This is a genomic window from Shewanella mangrovi, from assembly GCF_000753795.1.
GTDB lineage: Bacteria > Pseudomonadota > Gammaproteobacteria > Enterobacterales > Shewanellaceae > Shewanella > Shewanella mangrovi.
In genome coordinates this window covers 73,761-91,401 of sequence record NZ_JPEO01000015.1, presented here as the reverse complement: position 1 = coordinate 91,401, position 17,641 = coordinate 73,761, and the positions used below count along the sequence as shown (strand labels likewise).

The 17,641-nt window shown below is 49.5% G+C and carries 15 protein-coding genes; 13 read left to right on the top strand and 2 right to left on the bottom strand.

The features are described from left to right. Nucleotides 1-56: 56 nt before the first annotated feature. Nucleotides 57-962, bottom strand: coding sequence for a substrate-binding domain-containing protein (locus tag HR45_RS15055; protein ID WP_037444550.1), 906 nt, complete (start codon nucleotides 960-962; stop codon nucleotides 57-59). Nucleotides 963-976: 14 nt separating this feature from the next. Further along, a complete protein-coding gene (locus HR45_RS15050) occupies nucleotides 977-1,813 on the bottom strand; it encodes a formate dehydrogenase accessory sulfurtransferase FdhD (RefSeq protein WP_037444548.1) in 837 nt (278 codons plus the stop codon). A gap of 276 nt (nucleotides 1,814-2,089) precedes the next feature. Between HR45_RS15050 and HR45_RS15045 the strand changes: the two genes are divergently transcribed. From HR45_RS15045 to HR45_RS14985, 13 genes are all read left to right on the top strand, one after another. After that, a complete protein-coding gene (locus HR45_RS15045) occupies nucleotides 2,090-2,554 on the top strand; it encodes a DUF3305 domain-containing protein (RefSeq protein ID WP_037444547.1) in 465 nt (154 codons plus the stop codon). Further along, on the top strand, nucleotides 2,554-3,231 hold the full coding sequence (locus HR45_RS15040; protein WP_037444545.1) for a DUF3306 domain-containing protein: 678 nt from the start codon (nucleotides 2,554-2,556) through the stop codon (nucleotides 3,229-3,231). The genes HR45_RS15045 and HR45_RS15040 overlap by 1 nt, the downstream gene beginning before the upstream one ends. Before the next feature lie 147 nt (nucleotides 3,232-3,378). After that, complete coding sequence (locus HR45_RS15035) at nucleotides 3,379-5,055, top strand: 4Fe-4S binding protein (RefSeq protein WP_037444543.1); 1,677 nt, start codon at nucleotides 3,379-3,381, stop codon at nucleotides 5,053-5,055. Nucleotides 5,056-5,065: 10 nt separating this feature from the next. Beyond that, entirely contained in the window at nucleotides 5,066-5,725 is a 660-nt protein-coding gene (locus HR45_RS15030) for a TorD/DmsD family molecular chaperone (protein WP_037444540.1), read from the top strand. Between the two features lie 66 nt (nucleotides 5,726-5,791). Further along, nucleotides 5,792-5,992 carry a twin-arginine translocation signal domain-containing protein gene (locus tag HR45_RS15025; RefSeq protein ID WP_037444538.1) on the top strand — a complete coding sequence of 67 codons (201 nt, stop codon included), beginning with the start codon at nucleotides 5,792-5,794 and terminating at the stop codon, nucleotides 5,990-5,992. A gap of 16 nt (nucleotides 5,993-6,008) precedes the next feature. After that, a complete protein-coding gene (locus HR45_RS15020; protein WP_037444536.1) occupies nucleotides 6,009-8,861 on the top strand; it encodes a molybdopterin-dependent oxidoreductase in 2,853 nt (950 codons plus the stop codon). A 26-nt stretch (nucleotides 8,862-8,887) separates the two neighbouring features. Beyond that, entirely contained in the window at nucleotides 8,888-9,484 is a 597-nt protein-coding gene (gene fdh3B, locus HR45_RS15015; RefSeq protein ID WP_037444535.1) for a formate dehydrogenase FDH3 subunit beta, read from the top strand. 44 nt (nucleotides 9,485-9,528) lie between these two features. Continuing rightward, on the top strand, nucleotides 9,529-10,536 hold the full coding sequence (locus HR45_RS15010; protein WP_037444533.1) for a formate dehydrogenase subunit gamma: 1,008 nt from the start codon (nucleotides 9,529-9,531) through the stop codon (nucleotides 10,534-10,536). Between the two features lie 375 nt (nucleotides 10,537-10,911). After that, nucleotides 10,912-11,106 (top strand): formate dehydrogenase, encoded by a 195-nt coding sequence (locus HR45_RS15005; protein WP_037444531.1) that lies wholly within the window; start codon nucleotides 10,912-10,914, stop codon nucleotides 11,104-11,106. 16 nt (nucleotides 11,107-11,122) lie between these two features. After that, complete coding sequence (locus HR45_RS15000; RefSeq protein ID WP_037444529.1) at nucleotides 11,123-13,978, top strand: formate dehydrogenase subunit alpha; 2,856 nt, start codon at nucleotides 11,123-11,125, stop codon at nucleotides 13,976-13,978. A gap of 29 nt (nucleotides 13,979-14,007) precedes the next feature. Continuing rightward, the gene (gene fdh3B / locus HR45_RS14995; protein WP_037444527.1) at nucleotides 14,008-14,577 is read left to right on the top strand and encodes a formate dehydrogenase FDH3 subunit beta; all 570 of its coding nucleotides are present in this window, start codon (nucleotides 14,008-14,010) and stop codon (nucleotides 14,575-14,577) included. A 55-nt stretch (nucleotides 14,578-14,632) separates the two neighbouring features. After that, on the top strand, nucleotides 14,633-15,610 hold the full coding sequence (locus tag HR45_RS14990; RefSeq protein ID WP_037444525.1) for a formate dehydrogenase subunit gamma: 978 nt from the start codon (nucleotides 14,633-14,635) through the stop codon (nucleotides 15,608-15,610). 275 nt (nucleotides 15,611-15,885) lie between these two features. After that, the gene (locus HR45_RS14985; protein WP_037444522.1) at nucleotides 15,886-17,223 is read left to right on the top strand and encodes a coproporphyrinogen III oxidase family protein; all 1,338 of its coding nucleotides are present in this window, start codon (nucleotides 15,886-15,888) and stop codon (nucleotides 17,221-17,223) included. The last annotated feature ends 418 nt before the right edge of the window (nucleotides 17,224-17,641 follow it).

Genomic DNA, 17,641 nt, shown 5'->3' with positions numbered 1-17,641 from the left:
GCCACCTTCTTCAGAAGGTGGATTCTTTACTGGGGGAGTGTCGCAGATATCTGCGATTACTGTGGGCTCCAGATAATCTGTCCGCAGTCGGTGAGATCATAACCGCCCAACTGCGCAGCCATCTGTCGCGTGCCAGGATTCACCAGCATTTTAAACAGCTGTTGCAACTGACGGCGGAAGTAGATCCCTTGCGGCATCACAAAATCAAATGATTCGGTCAGCAAAGGAACGAAGCCTAGGCCGCTTTCCTGCGCAACAGCCTGACAACCAAAGCCAATATCGGCTTCATTACGGGCGATGCTACCTGCGAGTTCACGTTCGCTGAACGCAGTCAGTACCGCATTAAGGCTTTCTACCGCGACACCGCGTTTCATCAACCAGTGCTCCAAATGCTGCTGGCTACCGGCGCCGCCTTGACGAGTCACCCAGCGCCACGGTTGCAGCAGAACCGTTTCCTCTTCTTGGCAACGATGCAGCAATTCAGGACGAACAATTAATCCCTGCTGACGATTGTAGCCGTGCACCATAATCCACTGCTGATGATTGGGATAGCCTTTCAGTAGTGCGGTATGGCGAATGTTACGCTCATCAACACTGCCCCAGTGCAGGGTACAGATATCGGCATAACCTTTTGAGAGTAGCTCCAACCCGAGACGTGAACCCGTGGCACTGTAGCTGATTAACTCGCGGCTACCCACTTCGGCCATAAGTCTGGCGACCAACATAGACAACAAGGGGTCGTCACTGCCGGTAATTAACATGCGATCAGACAACATACCGCTATGGCAGGAGTCCATCACCCAACGATCAATCAGAATCTTAGGAAACAACCACTTACCAGTAATTTTGGTGGCGGGCAGCATACGCTCATTGGCCATGGCGTAGACCTTCTTTTCGTTGAGATCCAAATACTCAGCGACCTGCTTGGCGCTCATATAAACCAGTTCACTGGGTTCGCTCATTGTGACTCCTGCGATTAATCTTGCGATTCCTTAGTGGCATCAAAGTGGATGTGTTGTGCGCCATTATAAACAAGGAAATGGCGACCTTTGGCGCGAGCGATCATGGTTATGCCAAGTTTTTGCGCGAGCTCTAGGCCCATCTGTGTAACGCCACTGCGGGATAACAACACCGGAATGCCCATCTTGGCGACCTTAATCACCATCTCGGAGGTGAGGCGGCCAGTGGTATAAAAAATCTTGTCACCACCACCTTGTCCGTTCAGCCACATCTCTCCCGCAAGCGTATCTACTGCATTGTGGCGGCCGACATCTTCAACAAATGACAGAATTTGATCTTGCTGACAGACACCACAGCCATGCACCGCTCCGGCATTCTTATAGGTGTCGTTATACTGGCTGATGTTTTTCAGCAAGCCGTAGATAGTGGATTGTTTTAGCGTCGGCGTAGGTAGCCGAATATCCTCTACCCCATCCATAAAACCGCCAAACACCGTACCTTGTCCGCAGCCTGTGGTCACGGTTTTTTCCGATAATTTTGCTTGTACGCTGTCGGTATTCTCTTGGGTAATGATCGCCGCTGAGCTGACTTCCCAATCGATAATCACAGACTCGAGCTGGTTAACATCGCTGATAAAGCCTTGGTTTTTGAGGTAACCCAGCGCTAATGCCTCTGGTCGAGCGCCTAAGGTCATTAGGGTGACGATGGGTTGCCAGTTAAGATAAATCGTCAATGGTCGCTCACAGGCGATATACTTGTCCTGCACTTGGCCATTTTCATCAATGGCGGTAACCGCAATGGTCAGTGGTACTTCTGCCGAGGTTTTAATCAAGTGGAGCTTAGAATCGGTCATAAATCACTTCAACGCATAGATAAGACGCTCAGACTAGCAATATTTGTTCCTACCTCTAGTATGAGTTTAATTATGCGTGATCTTCCGCACCGATTCGTCGCTCACCCATTGGCCTAGTGCAAAATGTCTTTTCAATACGGACAATATGTCCCAATGTGGGACATATTAAGATGATCTGCCGCAACTTAATTTACCGATAACAAGTTGGTGCAGTTATTGCTTATCCACATTGAACCGCTATCACCCGAAAATACTAACTCGGGAGGAAAAATCCTAATGCAACATTCTCAAAGCGTCTTTCCGATGTACGTGTCGTTAAAGAAAGTCGAAAAGCAGGTCGGCCGTTGGTTGGCCGAAAGCTGGGAACTTGATCAGATTGTTCCCGCTACTGAAGCTGCTCCTGCAGGTGCCCAATTGGTGTTACTGGAACTGTATCTCGATGAACGTGCCAGCTATCGCCTAAATCTCGATATGGATAATCCCATGCTCTACATCGTCTGCGATGAGCGAGAAGATGGTACGTGGGTGCCGTCCATGATCTCCGCCGACCAAAATGTGGCAGCCGGTTGTTTAGAGGGCGATACCCCGGTATTGAACCTGCCAATGCCCGAAGCCATCGCTTGCTGGATTGAAGCGTTTATCACCCAATATGGCGAAGTAGAAATTTGTGCTCATCGTCGTAAACACGTTAACCGCCGCAAGGAACTGGCAGAAGAACAGAACCGAGGCAGGAGACATTAATGAGTGAGTCACGTGGTTTTTTAAGTCGTTGGGCATTGCGTAAACAGCAAGCTCTGCAGGGTGAAGAACTGCCAGAAGAAGAGATCAGCGAAGTTGCAATTACTGCGACAGAGCAGGACGTTGTTGAGCCGCAAGCGGCTAGCGCAGAAACTGCGACGGAAACCGACATCCCAGCAACGGAACTTCAGGATGAGACCGCCGAAGAGCAAGTACTGACGGCTGAAGATTTACCTGATCCCAGTGGTATTGAAATCGGCGGTAGTTTTGCCAGCTTTATGGCGAAAAACGTTGACCCGACCGTGCGTCAGGCAGCATTACGTACGCTGTGGAAGCAACCGCATTTCAGTGAAATTGATGGCATGATGGAGTACGCGCTGGATTATTCCAATCAGGAAATTCTCACGCCGGAAGTGTCTTCAGAGCTGGCTAAAAAAGTGTTCCGCCACTTAGTGAAAGACGAAGCGCCGGAGGCGTCAGAAGTGAACGAAACTGAGCTGGCTGACGTAGCGATCGGTGACGATGTCGACACTGAAGTGATTGCCGAAGCTGAAACAGTGGCGCAACAGCCTGATTCAATCGAAACAACCGATTTATCGGACAAAATGGACGGCGAATTTGTCGAAAATAGCCAAAATGATCCATTGATTGATGAAAAAAACAATGACGGAGTTGTTTAACGTCAGTTTGTCAGTATTCCTTTACCATAATATTGGTGTGTGAATTGCTTATAACTTTTAAATTTGCTGTAGCTTGCTAATAAAAAATAACAAAAGCAGATACATAGATAACACTGCTACAGCTCGAATCTCATTTAGGAACGCATTGTGAGCAATAGTGAGAGCATTCTGTCTGCGCAGCCCGCGCTGCAGCAGGCGCGTGGCGAAGTCCAGGGGCAGACTCGCATACTACAAAATTTGATCCCGCCAACCGTCAGTTATTCAACTGAGGGTAATGTTTTATTGATTGGTCCTGAAGACTTAACTCGCTTGGCTGCCGCTAAATTGCAGCAGATGGCGGGTCTGGTCATTTTGGCAAACGGCGCTATCACTAACCAAGATGAAAGCTATCTTGAACAGGTGATGGAAGCTGCGCCAGATGTGGAAAGCTATTACGGTAAGTTGCTTGGTATTAAGGGCTTTTTGGGGCAATTCCAAGTGTCTGTCGACCACAATGGTCAAGCTGCTGAGTTGAGCCAAGTGGCGTTGCGTAAAGCCCATTTCGACATGGTGCTTGATATGTGTGCCGAACCCAACATTCAGTTGGAGATGCTGCCGCCGGGATATTTCTACGTTGGTGAAGACAGCGATAAGCTGGCAAGCGCCGTAGAAGAGATTCCACAGCTGGTGGGACAATTTGACAAGCCACGCTATGTCAAAGTTAACGCCGATATCTGTGCTCATAGCCGCAATGGTCTTAATGGTTGTAACCGCTGCCTGAGTTTCTGCCCAGCCGATGCGATTCAAAGTGTTGAGCAGCAGATCGAAATCGATCCGTATCTGTGCCACGGTGCTGGCAGCTGCGCCAATGCCTGTCCAACGGGCGCATTGAGCTACGACTTGCCAACACCGCAATCGCTGCATTCATACCTCAATAAACTCATTAGCCGTTTCCTGGAAAAAACCAGCGTTGCGCCTGTGATTTTGTTCCATGACGCCAATCAAGGTGCAGATCATATTAATGACTCGCTGCCGGGCCATGTGCTGCCGATTGAACTGGAAGAGATCACCGTTGCAGGCATTGATCACTGGATGACCGCTTTAGCGTGGGGCGCACAACAGGTATTGGTACTCAATACGCTTGCAACCGCACCTTCACTGACACAAATGCTGAACGGCGAAATGGCGTTGGCTAATACACTGCTAGAGCAGATTGGTCAGCCGGCGCGTATTCAACTGATTGATGAAAAAGCACTTGCGGATCTGTGGCCTATACTAGAAGAGGCCGCTGCATGGCCAACTACCACGCCCGCAGAGTTTACGGTAACAACTAAACGGGCTGCTTTTTATCAGGCGTTGGATTATCTCAACGAGCAAGCCGCCAACACCAAAGAAGAAGTAGCGTTAAGTAATATCCCTTATGGTGAAGTGACCGTAAAAGAAGCGGGTTGTACGCTGTGTATGTCATGTGTGGCTACCTGTCCAACTCAAGCGTTGCAGGATGGTGGGGATTCACCAGCGCTGTTCTTCGTTGAGCAGGATTGTGTGCAGTGCGGTTTATGTGAAGCGGCCTGCCCAGAGAAAGTCATTAGTCTGGCGCCACGCATCAATCTGGATAAGGAAACCAGACAGGCGCGTAAGACCTTAAAAGAAGAAGTACCGTTTGAGTGTATTCGTTGCGGTGCTCCATTTGCGACCCAGTCTATGGTGCATCGGATGCTGGAAATGGTCGGAACGCACAGCGCTTTTAGCGCCAATATCGAGCGCTTAAAAATGTGCGGCGATTGTCGGGTGAAAGATATGTTTGAAGACATTCTGCAAGACCCTGAAAAGCAATTGAAATAAGAGAGCCAATATGACCGAATCTACAAAACAAATCTCTGAAAACGATCTGCTGCGGGCCGATATTTATCAGCTGCTGGCGGCGTTACTGCGTCGTCAACCTTCAGAGGAATTGCTGCAATTTTTGCACGGGCTAGAAGTCGATAACAGCGATGATAGCGATATGACGCGTGCGTGGCTGGCCATGAAGCTGGCAGCGGAACAATTTACCGCTGAGCAGTTAGAAGATGAATACTTCAATCTGTTTATTGGCGTGGGTTCAGGGGAAATCCTGCCATACGGTAGCTGGTTTATGACCGGCTCCTTGATGGACAAGCCGCTGGCGTTGTTACGTCAGGACTTGGCGCAATTGGGTTTTGAACGCGATGAAAACGTCAAAGAGCCAGAAGACCATGTGGCTGCGCTGTTTGAAGTGATGAGTGTATTGATTATTGAAGCACCATCACATCAACAATTGGCCTTCTATCGTCGCCACTTAGGTAGTTGGATTATCCGTTTTTGGGACACGCTGTCACGTTGCGATAGTTCTGCATTTTATGCAGTCGTGGCGCAGCTGGGGCGTGCCTTTTTTGAAACCGAAATCGTTGAATTTGAACGTCTGGTGCTCAGCACTCCGGTGGTGGAAACCTCTGATGTTCAGATCCAGCCAAAGGCCAATGAACTGGCCTCATAACTTGCTTATCGCAAGATAAGCGCCGTGCGGGAGGGGGGCTCCCGCATGTAACAACCAGGAGACGCTATGAAGAAGCAAGCTTCCGATATGAGTCGCCGTCAACTGCTGAAAACCTTGGCTATTGGCAGTGCAGCTGGTGCTGTGGCTACTGTAAGTGGTCAAGCAATGGCAGCAACTGACATGCCAGCGACAACAGCAAAAAAAGCTGACGGTTACCGTGAAACCGAGCATATCCGCAGTTACTACGACACCCTGCGTAGTAAATGATAAAAAGGAGTGTGTGATGCGATTAACTCGTAAAACTGACCAGGCACCAGTTGCGGCGGCTAAGCCATCGCTGGGGCTTAACCGTCGTCAGTTCCTGAAATCAGCAGGCTTAGCAACTGGTGGTATCGCCGCTGCTTCTATGCTGGGTGCAGGAATGATGCGTCGGGCTGAAGCTACCGAAGTGCCACATGATGCACCAACTGAAGTAAAACGTACCATCTGTTCTCACTGCGCCGTAGGTTGTGGTGTTTACGCTGAAGTACAAAACGGTGTGTGGACTGGCCAAGAGCCAGCATTTGACCACCCATTCAACCGTGGTGGCCACTGTGCGAAAGGTGCCTCATTGCGTGAAGTTGCTCATGGCGACAAACGTAATAAGTATCCAATGAAACTCGAAGGCGGTAAGTGGAAACGTCTGAGCTGGGAACAAGCGATTAACGAAATCGGCGATAAAATGCTGAAAATTCGTCAAGAGTCTGGTCCTGATTCTGTTTACTTCATGGGTAGCGCTAAGTTCTCTAACGAACAGTCTTATCTGTATCGTAAATTCGCTGCTATGTGGGGTACTAACAACGTCGACCACTCAGCGCGTATTTGTCACTCTACCACTGTAGCCGGTGTAGCAAACACCTGGGGTTACGGTGCGCAAACTAACTCATTCAACGACATGCACAACTCTAAGTTGATGTTGTTTGTGGGTTCAAATCCTAGTGAAGCTCACCCTGTTGCTATGCAACACGTATTAGAAGGGAAAGAGCGCGGCGCCAAAATTATTGTGGTTGATCCACGTTTCACCCGTACTGCAGCTAAGTCTGATGAGTACGTGCATATCCGTCCAGGCACCGACATTCCTTTCATCTACGGTTTGCTGTGGCATATCTTTGAAAATGGCTGGGAAGATAAGAGCTTTATCGAATCCCGCGTTTACGGTATGGAACGCATTCGCGAAGAAGCGGCTAAATTCACTCCAGAAGAAGTAGAAAACATTGCTGGCGTGAAGAAAGAGCAGATGTATCGCGTGGCGAAGATGCTGCACGAGCACAAGCCTGGCACCATCGTTTGGTGTATGGGTGGTACTCAGCACCACATCGGTAATGCTAACACCCGTTCTTACTGTATCCTGCAGTTGGCACTGGGTAACATGGGTATCTCTGGTGGCGGTACTAACATTTTCCGTGGTCACGATAACGTACAGGGTGCAACTGACTTCGGTCTGTTGTTCGATAACCTGCCAGGTTACTACGGCCTGACTTCAGGCGCTTGGGGCCACTGGTCTCGCGTGTGGGAATTGGATCCTGAATGGGTTAACGGTCGTTTTGACCAAGGTGAATATCTTGGTAAAAAACCACAAACCTCAGCGGGTATTCCATGTTCACGTTGGCACGACGGCGTACTGGAAGACAAAGACAAGATTGCTCAGAAAGATAACATCCGTTTGGCATTCTTCTGGGGTCAATCAGTTAACACTGAAACCCGTGGCCGTGAAGTGCGTGAAGCATTGAACAAGATGGACACCGTAGTGGTTGTGGATCCACATCCAACCATGGCGGCGGTTATGCCACAACGTCAAGATGGCGTTTACATCCTGCCAGCTTGTACTCAGTTTGAAACCTACGGCTCTATCACAGCGTCTAACCGCTCACTGCAGTGGCGTGACAAAGTGATTGAACCACACTTCGAATCTCTGCCAGACCATACCATCATGTATAAACTGGCGAAGAAGTGGGGCGTAGACAAAGAGATGTTCAAGAATATCAAAGTGAACGGTGAAGAACCGCTCGTTGAAGATATTACTCGCGAATTTAACCGCGGTATGTGGACTATCGGTTATACCGGTCAGAGCCCAGAACGTCTGAAAATGCACCAACAAAACTGGGGCACCTTCGACTTCGATACACTCGAAGCTCCGGGCGGTCCAGCAAAAGGCGAAACCTATGGTTTGCCTTGGCCATGTTGGGGTACACCTGAGATGAAACACCCAGGTTCCCAAATTCTGTATCGTAATGACCGCGAAGTTGCCAATGGCGGCGGCTGTTTCCGCGCCCGTTATGGTGTAGAACACAATGGCACCAACATTTTGGCAGAAGGCTCATTCTCGAAAGGGTCTGAACTGACTGACGGTTACCCAGAATTTACTGACAAGATGCTGAAGCAACTTGGCTGGTGGGATGACCTGACTGCTGAAGAGAAAACTGCTGCTGAAGGCAAAAACTGGAAAACCGACCTGTCAGGCGGTATCCAACGTGTTGCCATCAAGCACGGTTGTATCCCTTACGGTAATGCGAAAGCACGTTGTGTGGTTTGGAACTTCCCAGACGACATTCCGTTGCACCGCGAACCACTGTACACCCCTCGTCGCGACTTGGTGAGCAAGTACCCAACCTATGAAGACCGCATGGTGGCACGTCTGCCTACCCTGTATAAGTCGATTCAGGATCAGGACTTCTCTAAAGATTTCCCATTGGTACTGACTTCTGGTCGTCTGGTGGAATATGAAGGCGGTGGTGAAGAGACCCGTTCAAACCCATGGTTGGCTGAATTGCAGCAAGAAATGTTCATCGAGATGAACCCTGCTGATGCAACTGATCGTGGCTTACGTGACGGTGACAATGTGTGGGTTCACGGTCCGGAAGGCGCCAAGATCAAAGTGAAGGCTATGGTAACTCCTCGCGTGATTGCGGGTGAATGTTTTATGCCATATCACTTCGCCGGTATTTTTGAAGGCGAAAGCCTGGTAGGTAAATATCCTGAAGGCACTGTGCCTTATGTTCAGGGTGAATCTGCCAATACCGTACTGACTTACGGCTACGACGTGGTGACACAGATGCAGGAAACTAAATCCTCGCTGTGCCAAATCACTAAAGCATAACCGACTTGATGAGGAGATAAGCCACTATGGCAGTCATGAAATTCTTATGTGACACCAAGCGCTGCATCGAGTGTAACGGTTGCGTCACTGCCTGTAAAAACGAAAACGACTCCGCTCTTGAGTGGGGTATCCAGCGTCGCCGCGTGGTTACCATCAATGATGGTAAAGCGGGTGAAGCTTCAATCTCTGTAGCCTGTATGCACTGTACAGATGCACCTTGTATGGCGGTTTGCCCAGCAGACTGTTTCTACCGTACTGAGGAAGGCATCGTACTGCATAACAAAAACACCTGTATCGGGTGTGGTTACTGCTTCTACGCTTGTCCTTTCGGTGCACCTCAGTTCCCGAAAAAGACAGCGTTCGGCAGCCGCGGCAAGATGGACAAATGTACCTTCTGTGCTGGCGGTCCAGAGGAGAACTTCTCTGAACGTGAACACAAGTTGTACGGTGCTAACCGTATTGCCGAAGGTAAATTGCCTATGTGTGCTGAGCTTTGCTCAACTAAGGCGTTGCTGGCAGGTGATGCGGAAGTGGTATCCGGCATCTATCGTGAACGTATGGCACGCCGTGGTAACCCGAACACCATTTGGGGTTATAACCCACAAACTGGTGATATCAACTAAAGAGTGAACCAAAGCGGGGTAACCCGCTTTGACGAGGAGTGACTATGCTAATTAAATCACTGCGCAGTCTGTTTGCTCTCATGGTGTTGGTATTCGGGTTAGGGCTGGCAAGTACCAGCGCTATGGCCGCAGCTGAACAATCCAGTAGCCAACAGGCAACAGCACAAACCAGCGAAGCTGACCTTTGGCGTGCGGTAAAAGCCGGTGAATCCGGCTCTACCACTGCTAAAGGCGTTGAGCGCGGCGTGTTGATTAATGTCGTCGGTGAACAAGGACGCGAAGTGCGTAACAAGTACATGACCCCAGTTATGGCAATTGCCGTAGTGGGTGTATTTGTGGCGTTTTTGCTGTTCTACTTCGTCAACGGCCCATCACGCTTGAGCAAAGGCTTCTCCGGTAAGATGGTGTTCCGCTGGAGCAAGGCTGACTTGATTATTCACTGGTGTGTGGCAATCAGCTGTTTAACACTGATTTTCACCGGTTTAAACATCATGTTAGGCAAACATGTATTGCAACCTTACGTGGGTGGCGATATCTGGGCGGCACTGATCTACGGTTCCAAAACTATCCATGATTGGGTGGGACCATTCTTTATCGTCGCTTGGGCGGTATTGGTGATCAAATGGTTGCCGGATCAGATGCTGAAAAGCTATGACTTCAAGTGGTTCCTGACTGTGGGCGGTTACTTCAACATCGGCCCATTGAAAGGTAAACACCCAGATTCAGGCTTTGCCAACGCTGGTGAAAAAATGTGGTTCTGGACACTCGCTATTTTCGGCCTGTTCATTGCCATTTCCGGTGTGATGATGGTATTGCCAAACCTAGATTTGCCACGTGAAGCGTCAATGGCGGCACTGCTGGTACACGGCGTAAGTGCAACCTTGATTATCGCGTTCACCATTGTGCATATCTGGATGGCGACCGCGCTCAGTGAAGGTGGTATGGAGTGTATGGTGTCTGGTTATTGTGATGAAAACTGGGCCATGCAACACCACAACCTTTGGTACGATGAAATCAAAGCAAACGGTACGTTGAAGTATCGCGAAGACTGATCCTTTATCGTTGCAAAACTCAACACCCTGGCTACGGCTGGGGTGTTTTATTTTTGAGCAAATTCAAGTTAAAAATAGTTACATAACACGCTAATTTTTGAGTGTTTTTTACGCAGTCAAGCACACTATTCATGCGCCAGTTAACGCTTTTGAAAATCCCTTGAGAATGCGGTCTGCAAAGCTGTTTTAGATCAATATTTCCCGCGCCACTTCCCTCTATATTCCACCGGCCTAAATTAAGAATTTAGTTGTTACTTTTTAAGCAACTTCCCTTAATGGTCTGCAGTTGTATTAAGACCAATCTCATCTTTCTACAAATGCGGTTATACACACTCAATTTGCTCAATCTTGAGCAGCTGTAAATCAGGAGTAGTAATGACCCAATCTAAGCCAGATCTGAGTCGCCGTTCACTGCTGAAAGCATTGACCGTTGGTTCAGTTGCTAGTGCAGCGGTTGCCGCTACCGGCGTATCAGCTAACGACACTAAGCCAACTGAGGAAAACTCAGTTAAAGCAAGCGGATATCGTGAAACCGAGCATATTCGCCACTATTACAATAGCCTGCGTTAATCCAGGAGAATAAGCGATGAAGTTAACTCGCACTTCCACTGTCGCCGCTAAGGCCGACAAGCCGACACTAGGGATCAGTCGTCGCCAGTTTATGAAAAATGCCGGGGTAACTGCCGGTGGTATTGCTGCAGCCTCATTTTTAGGCACAGGCATGATGCGTCGTGCTGAAGCAAAAGATGTCCCACACGATGCACCAATCGAAATCAAACGCACAGTATGTAGCGCTTGTGCGGTAGGTTGTGGTTTGTACGCTGAAGTACAAAACGGCGTGTGGACTGGTCAAGAACCTGCGTTCGATCACCCATTCAACCAAGGCGGTCACTGTGCTAAAGGTGCGGCACTGCGTGAGCACGGCCACGGTGAAAAACGCGTTAAATATCCAATGAAACTTGTCGATGGCAAGTGGAAACGCATCTCTTGGGAAACTGCGATCGAAGAAGTCGGCGACCAAATGCTGAAGATCCGCCAAGAGTCTGGTCCAGATTCTCTGTACTTCATGGGCAGTGCCAAGTTTTCTAACGAAGGCTGCTACATGTACCGTAAGTTTGCGGCCATGTGGGGTACTAACAACGTCGACCACTCAGCACGTATCTGTCACTCTACCACTGTAGCCGGTGTTGCAAACACTTGGGGTTACGGTGCGCAAACCAACTCGTTCAACGATATCCAAAACACTAAGGCGATCTTCTTCATCGGCTCTAACCCAGCTGAAGCTCACCCAGTGGCTATGCAGCACATTCTGCTGGCAAAAGAGCGTAACAACGCCAAGATTATCGTTATCGACCCACGTTTCTCTCGTACTGCTGCACACTCAGATCTGCACGTAAACATCCGTCCAGGTACTGACATTCCGTTTATCTACGGTATGTTGTGGCACATCTTTGAAAACGGTTGGGAAGACAAAACCTTTATCGACCAACGCGTATTCGCGATGGACGAAATCCGCAAAGAAGCCGCTAAGTTCCCACCAAAAGAAGTGGCGAACATCTGTGGTATCAGCGAAGACGCTATCTACCAAACTGCCAAAATGTTTGCTGAAAACCGTCCTGGCACTGTGGTTTGGTGTATGGGTGGTACCCAGCACCACGTAGGTAACGCTAACACCCGTGCCTACTGTATTCTGCAGCTGGCCCTTGGCAACATGGGTAAACAAGGTGGCGGTACTAACATTTTCCGTGGTCACGATAACGTACAGGGCGCAACCGACTTGGGTCTGCTGTTCGATACGCTGCCTGGCTACTACGGTCTGACAACTGCTGCATGGAAACACTGGTCACACGTATGGGATCTGGACTTTGATTGGGTTCAGGGCCGTTTTGACTCAGGTGAATACCTTGACCGCGTACCAATGAACACGCCGGGTATTCCATGTTCACGTTGGCACGATGGCGTGTTGGAAGGCAAAGCCAAACTGGCACAGCGTGACAACATCCGTATGGCGTTCTTCTGGGGCCAATCAGTCAACACTGAAACCCGTCAACGCGATGTACGTGATGCACTGGACAAGATGGACACTGTTGTTGTGGTTGACCCTGCGCCAACGATGGCCGGTGTTATGCACCGCCGTAAGAACGGTGTTTACCTGCTGCCAGCATGTACTCAGTTCGAATCTCGTGGTTCGTTGTCTAACTCTGGCCGTTCAGCACAATGGCGTGAACAAGTTATCGAGCCGCTGTTTGAATCTAAAAACGACTTGGAAATCATGTACCTGTTGTCTAAGAAATTGGGCTTCGATAAAGAGTACACCAAGCGTATGCAGATCGACGAAAAAGGCATTCCATTAGTGGAAGACGTGACCCGCGAAATCAACCGCGGCATGTGGACCATTGGTATGAGTGGCCAAAGTCCAGAGCGCTTGAAGGAGCACACCATGAACTGGGGCACGTTCAGCACCAAGACCTTGGAAGCTGAAGGCGGTCCATGCAAAGGCGAAACCTATGGTCTGCCTTGGCCATGTTGGGGCACGCCAGAGCAGAAACACCCAGGTACGCAAATTCTGTATAACACAAACCGTCACGTACTTAACGGTGGTGGTAACTTCCGTGCGCGTTACGGTGTGGAATACAAAGGCGAAAACATTCTGGCCAACGGTTCTTACTCTGTAGGTTCTGAAATCCAAGATGGTTACCCAGAATTCTCTGACAAGCTGCTGAAGCAACTGGGCTGGTGGGACGAACTGACTGACGCTGAAAAAGCCGAAGCAGAAGGTAAAAACTGGAAGACTGACTTGTCTGGTGGTATCCACCGCGTGGCAATGAAGCACGGTTGTATTCCATTCGGTAACGCTAAAGCGCGTTGTATCGTGTGGACCTTCCCTGACCAAGTGCCGGTACACCGTGAGCCACTGTATACCCCACGTCGTGATCTGGTTGAGAAATACCCAACCTATGAAGACCGTCAGGTACACCGTCTGCCAACCCTGTACAAGTCAATCCAACAACAGGATATGACTGGCAAGTACCCACTGGCACTGACCTCTGGTCGTCTGGTTGAGTATGAAGGTGGTGGTGAAGAATCACGTTCTAACCCATGGTTGGCTGAACTGCAGCAAAACATGTTTGTGGAAATGAACCCTGCCGACGCGGCTGATCGCAGCATTCGCAACGGTGACAAAGTATGGCTGGAAGGTGCTGAAGGCGGCCGTGTGCTGGTAGAAGCACTGGTGACTCCACGCGTTAAGCAAGGCGTAACCTGGATGCCATACCACTTTGCCGGTGTGATGCATGGCGAAAGCTTAGAAGCGAACTATCCGGAAGGCACTGCACCATACGTGCTTGGCGAATCTGCCAACACCGCATTGACCTACGGTTATGACCCAGTGACTCAGATGCAGGAAACCAAAGCCTCTCTGTGTCAAATCGTCAAAGCTTAATTGCAGCGTTGTGAAGGAGTATTTTCACTATGGCAACTATGAAATTTTTGTGTGATAGCAAGCGCTGCATCGAATGTAACGGCTGTGTCACCGCCTGTAAAAACGAAAACGAACATGCCCTTGAATGGGGCATTCAACGCCGCCGCGTTGTGACCATCCATGATGGTGAACGTGGTGAAGCGTCAATCTCTGTTGCTTGTATGCATTGTTCAGATGCACCTTGCATGGCCGTGTGCCCAGCAGATTGCTTCTATCGCACCGAAGACGGTGTGATCCTGCACAACAAAGACAAGTGTATCGGTTGTGGCTACTGCCTGTACGCCTGCCCATTTGGTGCACCGCAGTTTAAGAAAAATGGCGCCTTCGGCAGCCGTGGCAAGATGGACAAATGTACCTTCTGCTCTGGCGGTCCTGAAGAGAACCATTCAGAAGCTGAACGCGCGAAATACGGTTCTAACCGTATTGCGGAAGGCAAACTGCCAATGTGCGCTGAGTTGTGTGCCACTAAAGCCCTGTTAGCGGGTGACGCAGAAGTTGTTTCTAACGTCTTCCGTGAGCGTGTGGCTTACCGTGGTGCTGATAACGCAGCGTGGAAGTAATCGGTTACGCGACAACAACCAGCCTGCTTTGGCGGGCTGGTGAGCGAGGTTTTTTATGAACAAATTGTTCACCCGTATCGGGCTGGCCTTTGTGTTGTTGTTCAGCGCATTGAGCTTTGCGGCCGATAAACCTGCACCTGAGCAACCGGTGGATAACGGTTTGCTGTGGGCGCAGTTGAAAGATGGTGCTACGGGCTACACCACCTCACAAAGTGAGTTCCATGCAATGCCGATCAATCACTATGATCTGCGTGTGTTAGAACTCCGTAGTGACTGGTTAGCACCGGGATTGATGGCCGCGCTGTTTGGCATGATCATCATTTTCGCGCTGTTCATCATGGTTAACGGTATCTCTAAACTGCACCACGGCTTTTCCGGCAAAATGGTGCACCGTTGGTCGAAGTTCGACATCTCCATTCACTGGTTGGGGGCAATCCCATGCCTGACGTTGATCCTTACCGGGTTAACCCTGCTGGCAGGCCGTTTCTTCCTGCAGCCGTTTGTGAGTGAAGGTTTCTGGGCGAGCTTCGTCAGCATTGGTAAGCAGATCCACAACATCATGGCATTCCCATTTATGCTGGGCTGGTTGCTAATGACCCTGCTGTGGGCCAAAAACCAAATGCCAAAAATGTACGACGTGAAATGGTTCCTGGTGGTTGGTGGTTACATCAACTTCGGTCCATTCAAAGGTAAACACCCGGATGCTGGCTTTGCCAACGCGGGTGAAAAAATGTGGTTCTGGACCTTTGCTTTGTTTGGCTTAGTGATTTCAGCATCAGGTTTGCTGCTGATTTTCCCGAACGTATTTGAACCTAGCCGTACCATGAGCCTTATCTCACTGGTACTGCACGGCGTCAGCGCTATCATCATCTGTGCCTTCTCAATCGTGCACATCTTCATGGCTACCGTCATGTCAGAAGGTGGTATGGATTGTATGATTTCAGGCTACTGTGATGAAAACTGGGCGACCCAGCACCACAACCTGTGGTACGACGAAATTAAAGCAAACGGTACCTTACAATATAAGGACTAATGCTTAATTAACGCAAAAGCCGCACTTTATGTGCGGCTTTTTTTGTAGGCAATACAGAATGTTAAATTAAAGTAACTTAAGTACATTCTAATTGTCTAAAACATGACCGGCTTAACAAATTCCTCCTTGTAACCTTGCTAGGAATTCTAATCTCTAGCAAGTTCACATTTTCCGTTAGCTTGAGGCTGTAGCCTTAACAGCCATAAAAGCTGCCTTGGATAATCGTTAATTTCGCGCGGTATTTAAGGATTATTGCAACCCGGACAGGAATTTCTATGTCATCCGTTATTGAAAGCCTAGATCGTCAACTAGTTACACCTTACCAAGCCAACATCACTACCCCTGATTGGATGTTGCGCGCCATGGAAAAGGTGATGCATTACTACGTCGATAAGAATCTGCGGCTGGACACTCTCTCTGCGGATATCATGCCAGCGCCACAACCGGGCAAAAAATACATGTTGTATGCCCATGTGCCGTTCTGCCATACCTTGTGCTCTTACTGCACCTTCCACCGTTTTCTGTTTAAAGAAGACAAAGCGCGGCGCTATTTTGTGGCGCTGCGTAAAGAGATGGATATGGTCAAAGCGCTGGGATACGACTTTGAATCTATGTACATCGGTGGCGGCACCACTACTGTGCTGGAAGACGAGCTAGCACGTACTATCGAACACGCTAAAACCCTGTTCCCATCGATCAAAGAAGTGTCGTGCGAATCTGATCCGCAACACCTCGACAGCCCCGGCTTTAAACAGCTCAAAGGCTTGGTGGATCGTATGTCGATTGGGGTGCAAAGCTTTAACGACGACATTTTAAAAATGACCGAGCGCCTCGAAAAATTCGGCTCAGGTCAGCAAACCTTCGACAAGATCATGGCGGCTAAAGAGCTGTTCCCAATCATCAACGTCGACCTGATTTTTGGTTTCCGTGGCCAAACCGACGAGATCATTCAGCACGATCTGAACATGGCGTCCAAACTCGACCCGCGGCAGATCACCACCTATCCATTGATGGTGACTCACCAAACCCGTAAAAGCGTAAAAGCCAATTTGGCCGCGCCACACCACGATATGGCCAACCAATATCGGATGATTTTGAACACCCTCAACGGCCAGTATAACCAGCTGTCAGCGTGGGCGTTCGGCAAAGCCAATGATGAAGGCTTTGACGAATACGTGATTGATTACGATGAATATTTAGGTGTCGGCTCAGGCTCATTTAGCTTCTTGAATGACACTTTGTACGTCAACACTTTCTCATTGCGTCGCTACGAAGACCGCATCATCAACGGCAAAATGGGCGTTGAGCAACAGAAGAACTACAGCGTTAAAGACGTGATGCAGTATCGCTTCCTGCTGGGCATGTTCTCTGGCCGTCTCAACCGCAAATATTTCCGCGACACCTTTGGCGTCAATCTTGATACTGCGCTGTTTAAAGAGATGACCTCAATGAAGATGATCGGCGCCATCAAAAACGACCCAAGCAACCCCGATGAACTGATTGTTACCGACAACGGTAAGATGATGGGTTTGTTGATGATGAAAGAGTTTTACGCTGGCATGGACAATGTGCGTGCGCAGCTCCGTAAGCCACTGAAACAGTGTGATATGTAACGATTTTTAAGGCGCCGTCTGGCGTTTGGGGGCGTAAGCCTGGAAGGGAGTAAAGCGGGTGCTTTGCTCCCTTTTTTGTTGTGTAAGTATGGCGTTGCCATACTCAAGCTTCGCTTGGCAACGGCGTGAGCTTTCGTGCTCACACTACGATTAAGATTTATCGCTGCGCGATGGCAACCTGCGGTTGCTAACGTCGTGGAACTACTCGTTCCACACCTGAGCCAAGGGGCGATGCTCGTCCCTCGCCCCTTGGAACCCCGACGACGCCCCACGGCGCTAAACGCTGCGGCGCTTCTGGTTTGTCATTTTCGCAAATCGCTCTGATTCGCGGTCCATCGCTCACCATCGCTTCTCGATATCCATATCTCGATTGCTCAATGCCTGCCCAACGCACCTACGCAGCGCCGAAGGGGAATCG

What these genes read in the sequence shown, in the direction of transcription:
- HR45_RS15055 (WP_037444550.1), bottom strand. Translation starts at nt 962, where the DNA reads ATGAGCGAACCCAGTGAACTGGTTTATATGAGCGCCAAGCAGGTCGCT.
- HR45_RS15050 (WP_037444548.1), bottom strand. Translation starts at nt 1,813, where the DNA reads ATGACCGATTCTAAGCTCCACTTGATTAAAACCTCGGCAGAAGTACCA.
- HR45_RS15045 (WP_037444547.1), top strand. Translation starts at nt 2,090, where the DNA reads ATGCAACATTCTCAAAGCGTCTTTCCGATGTACGTGTCGTTAAAGAAA.
- HR45_RS15040 (WP_037444545.1), top strand. Translation starts at nt 2,554, where the DNA reads ATGAGTGAGTCACGTGGTTTTTTAAGTCGTTGGGCATTGCGTAAACAG.
- HR45_RS15030 (WP_037444540.1), top strand. Translation starts at nt 5,066, where the DNA reads ATGACCGAATCTACAAAACAAATCTCTGAAAACGATCTGCTGCGGGCC.
- HR45_RS15025 (WP_037444538.1), top strand. Translation starts at nt 5,792, where the DNA reads ATGAAGAAGCAAGCTTCCGATATGAGTCGCCGTCAACTGCTGAAAACC.
- HR45_RS15020 (WP_037444536.1), top strand. Translation starts at nt 6,009, where the DNA reads ATGCGATTAACTCGTAAAACTGACCAGGCACCAGTTGCGGCGGCTAAG.
- fdh3B (WP_037444535.1), top strand. Translation starts at nt 8,888, where the DNA reads ATGGCAGTCATGAAATTCTTATGTGACACCAAGCGCTGCATCGAGTGT.
- HR45_RS15010 (WP_037444533.1), top strand. Translation starts at nt 9,529, where the DNA reads ATGCTAATTAAATCACTGCGCAGTCTGTTTGCTCTCATGGTGTTGGTA.
- HR45_RS15005 (WP_037444531.1), top strand. Translation starts at nt 10,912, where the DNA reads ATGACCCAATCTAAGCCAGATCTGAGTCGCCGTTCACTGCTGAAAGCA.
- HR45_RS15000 (WP_037444529.1), top strand. Translation starts at nt 11,123, where the DNA reads ATGAAGTTAACTCGCACTTCCACTGTCGCCGCTAAGGCCGACAAGCCG.
- fdh3B (WP_037444527.1), top strand. Translation starts at nt 14,008, where the DNA reads ATGGCAACTATGAAATTTTTGTGTGATAGCAAGCGCTGCATCGAATGT.
- HR45_RS14990 (WP_037444525.1), top strand. Translation starts at nt 14,633, where the DNA reads ATGAACAAATTGTTCACCCGTATCGGGCTGGCCTTTGTGTTGTTGTTC.
- HR45_RS14985 (WP_037444522.1), top strand. Translation starts at nt 15,886, where the DNA reads ATGTCATCCGTTATTGAAAGCCTAGATCGTCAACTAGTTACACCTTAC.